Genomic DNA, 2,819 nt, shown 5'->3' with positions numbered 1-2,819 from the left:
TCCGGATTAAATTTATGGGATAATCCTTCTATTGTTGTTTTGTAACCACGCTTGTTCTCATATTGGAAATCATATCTTGAAGTTCCATCTTCATTTCTGTTCTTGATAATAAGTCCGTCATTTACCCAGCGTGGGATTAGAATTCCGTCTTCATCATCAGCGAACCCGGTGAAGATCTCGTAAGGCTTATCGTCTATGAGTCCGATAAAAGCAATCCATTTGTCTTTGTTGTTTTGGAACCTAACAACATCGGCGGTTAAAACTTCCGGTCTTGTGGTTGGGAAGGTAGAGTGACTTTCGGTCTCTTCATCTTCTTTTTTCTCTTCATTAGAAATAAGAACCCCGCTTCGAGAACCATCGCGATAAACAGTTACACCTTTACAACCCTCTTGCCATGCTTCCAGATAAAGTTGTCCAACAAGTTCTTCTGTTGCATCATTAGGTAAATTAATCGTCACACTAATAGAGTGATCTACCCATTTTTGAACTGCTCCCTGCATGCGAACTTTGCTTGACCAGTCTACATCGTTGGAGGTAGCCTGGTAATAAGGAGAGGATTTAACAAGTTCATCAAGTTCAGCCTGAGTATAAGAACGATCAATATCGTGACCATTTATCTTCATCCATTCCTTAAAGCGGTGGTGGAAAACCACGTATTCTTCCCAGGAATCACCAACTTCATCTACAAAATCAACCCTGCTGTCTTTGTCGTTCGGATTTACCTTTCTTCTACGTTTGTAAACCGGAAGAAAAACAGGTTCGATGCCGGAAGTAGTCTGGGTCATTAAACTTGTAGTTCCGGTAGGAGCGATGGTAAGCAAGGCAATATTTCTACGGCCGTACTCCAGCATGTCATAATAAAGTTTTTCATCGGCATCTTTAAGCCGAAGGATAAACGGATTATTTTTCTCTCTTTCTGAGTCAAAAATACCGAAAGCGCCACGCTCTTTTGCAGCGTAAACTGAAGCGCGGTAAGCTTCGAGAGCTATTGTTTTATGAATTTCTGTAGAGAATTCTATGCCTTTTTCGCTTCCGTATTTAATTCCAAGAGCGGCCAGCATATCACCTTCAGCAGTAATGCCAATTCCTGTTCTTCTTCCTTCGTTAGCCTTTTTTTGAATATTCAACCAAAGGTTTCGTTCTACACCTTTTATTTCAAGACCTTCAGGATCGGCATCTATTTTCTCGATGATCTTGTCTATTTTTTCCAATTCAAGATCGATAATATCATCCATAATTCGCTGAGCGGCTGCGATATGTTTCTTGAAAAGATCAAAATTGAAGCTGGCTTTATCGGTAAATGGATTTTCTACATAAGAGTAAAGGTTGATCGCCAATAACCTACAGGAATCGTAAGGACAAAGCGGAATTTCCCCGCAAGGATTTGTAGAAACCGTTTTGTAGCCAAGGTCTGCATAACAATCAGGCACCGATTCGTTGATAATGGTATCCCAGAAGAGAATCCCCGGTTCCGCCGATTTCCAGGCGTTGTGGATAATCTTTTTCCATAGTTTCTCGGCTTCAATTTCTTTGGTGTTCTTCGGGTTTTCGCTGAAGATTGGATATTTCTGAACGTAATTTCCGTTTTCTTTTACCGCACGCATAAATTCATCATCAATACGTACAGATACATTTGCACCGGTAACTTTCCCCTGTTCCATTTTAGCGTTGATGAAATCTTCAGAATCAGGATGATTGATAGAAACCGAAAGCATTAGTGCGCCACGTCTTCCATCCTGGGCCACCTCCCTGGTAGAATTTGAGTAACGCTCCATAAAAGGGACGATTCCGGTAGAGGTTAGTGCTGAATTCTTTACTGCTGAGCCTTTTGGGCGAATATGAGAAAGGTCATGACCAACACCGCCACGGCGTTTCATAAGCTGTACCTGCTCCTGATCTATTTTCATCACGCCACCATAGGAATCTGAGTTCCCATCGTTTCCAATTACAAAACAGTTAGAAAGTGATGCGATTTGATAAGGATTTCCAATTCCTGCCATTGGGCTTCCCTGCGGAACAATATATTTGAAGTCTTTAATAAGATCAAAAACCTCTTTTTCGCTCATCGGGTTTGGATAACGCTTTTCGATTCGGGCAATCTCCTTTGCGATCCTGCGATGCATATCGTTAGGAGTAAGTTCATAAATATTCCCATCAGAATCTTTCAGGGCATATTTGTTTACCCATACCCGGGCAGCTAAGTCATCTCCTTTGAAATACTCCAGGGATGCTTTAAAAGCTTCATCCTGGCCGTAGGTTTTTGGAGGGGCGGTAGTTGTTGGCACGCTCATATTATATTTAAATTTTCAGGTTAGTAATCCAGTTGATGAAAAACTGTTTTGTAAATATAGAGAAACATAAACAACAATTTACCTTGCAAAAATAAAAAGTTATCAAAAACCAATTGTTAATAAGCTTAATTTCAGGTATTTAAAAATTTATCAACAGTTAAAAGTTTACAAATTTTTAAAAAAACCTGATTTAAGTTTGGTGAGAAATAAGCTACTGAATTTGAAGCAAAAAAAGAGGCCGACTAAAAAAAGCCGGCCTTCTTTGAATTAACACCTATGAAAATTCAAAATAAATTCTTCTTATTTTGAAACAGACCAGATGGAATATCCATTTGCAGGAGCTTCCAAGTTGACTGTTCCGTTTTCATCGGAGGTAGGGATGTATGTCGAGTTACCGCTGTAATCTAAAAGGGTAACATTATTCCAGTTTGTTTGAACGTTTCGGCGTTTGGTATTATCGCTGGTGCTAATATATAGAATTAATCCCGGGTTTTCATTATCCCCGTTTCTTTTCATAATATATTCATC

Annotated in this window: 2 protein-coding genes; both read right to left on the bottom strand. The window is 39.6% G+C overall.

Going from position 1 to position 2,819, the window contains the following annotated elements:
• Positions 1-2,291 (bottom strand): adenosylcobalamin-dependent ribonucleoside-diphosphate reductase (locus ACESK1_RS12870; RefSeq protein WP_372920581.1); only part of this gene is annotated, 2,291 nt, incomplete at its 3' end.
• A gap of 300 nt (positions 2,292-2,591) precedes the next feature.
• On the bottom strand, positions 2,592-2,819 hold a 228-nt coding region (locus ACESK1_RS12865), incomplete at its 5' end, for an alpha-amylase domain-containing protein (protein ID WP_372920580.1).

It is taken from the genome of Salegentibacter sp. (genome assembly GCF_041642575.1).
GTDB lineage: Bacteria > Bacteroidota > Bacteroidia > Flavobacteriales > Flavobacteriaceae > Salegentibacter.
The sequence above is the reverse complement of the archived record's forward strand: the minus strand, read 5'-3'. Positions and strand labels throughout refer to the sequence as shown.